The organism is Pseudomonas sp. GW822-FHT04C11, from assembly GCF_058800905.1.
The window spans coordinates 444-1,165 of the sequence record NZ_JBXAMS010000040.1 but is presented as its reverse complement, the minus strand read 5'-3'; the positions used below and the strand labels follow the sequence as shown (position 1 = coordinate 1,165).

Here is a 722-nt window from a genome sequence, read left to right as displayed (position 1 = left end):
GGAGGACCGAGCGAAGGGGTTACGACTGCTGCGCAGCCGAGCGGGAGCAAGAGACTGTCTGCTGTCAGACAGTCCGTCAGGTTTCTCACCCGCATATTACGGCTGCCAGTAACTCTTTTCCTCACTCAACTTCTGTTCGGCCAGCAATCCAGCCTTCGAACTGGAAGGTTCGCGGCGTCATGTGGCGTTGGCGATTCAGCAGATGATTGTACTGAGCGAGTTGCTGGTAAACCGGGCGCTGGATAATTTCGATCCGTACGACTCGGACGCGTAGAGCACAACCTTGTGGCGAGGGAGCTTGCTCCCGCTGGAGCGCGAAGCGGTCCCAACACCATTCGATGCGGTTTTGCTGGAGGACCGAGTGAAAGGGGGGTTACGACTGCTGCGCAGCCGAGCGGGAGCAAGCTCCCTCGCCACAAGGGACTGTCGGCTGTCAGACAGTCCGCGTCAGGTCTTTCACCAGCACCTTACGGCTACCAGTAACTCTTTTCCTCACTCAACTTCTGTTCGGCCAGCAATCCAGCCTTCGAACTGGAAGGTTCGCGGCGTCATGTGGCGCTGGCGATTCAGCAGATGGTGGTGCTGGGCGAGTTGCTGGTAAATCGGGCGCTGGATAATTTCTATCCCTACGACTCCGACGCGTTGAGCACAACCTTGTGGCGAGGGTGGTTGCTCCCGCTGGAGCGCGAAGCGGTCCCAAAACCATTCGATGCGGTTTTGCT

General features: G+C 58.3%; 2 pseudogenes. Both read left to right on the top strand.

The window, feature by feature from the left end:
• Positions 1 to 139 precede the first annotated feature (139 nt).
• Positions 140 to 274 (top strand): annotated as a pseudogene (locus tag AC1RJ3_RS29590) (DUF6124 family protein); the annotation flags it as partial.
• A gap of 236 nt (positions 275 to 510) precedes the next feature.
• Positions 511 to 627: pseudogene (locus AC1RJ3_RS29585) on the top strand (DUF6124 family protein); the annotation flags it as partial.
• Between the last annotated feature and the right edge of the window lie 95 nt (positions 628 to 722).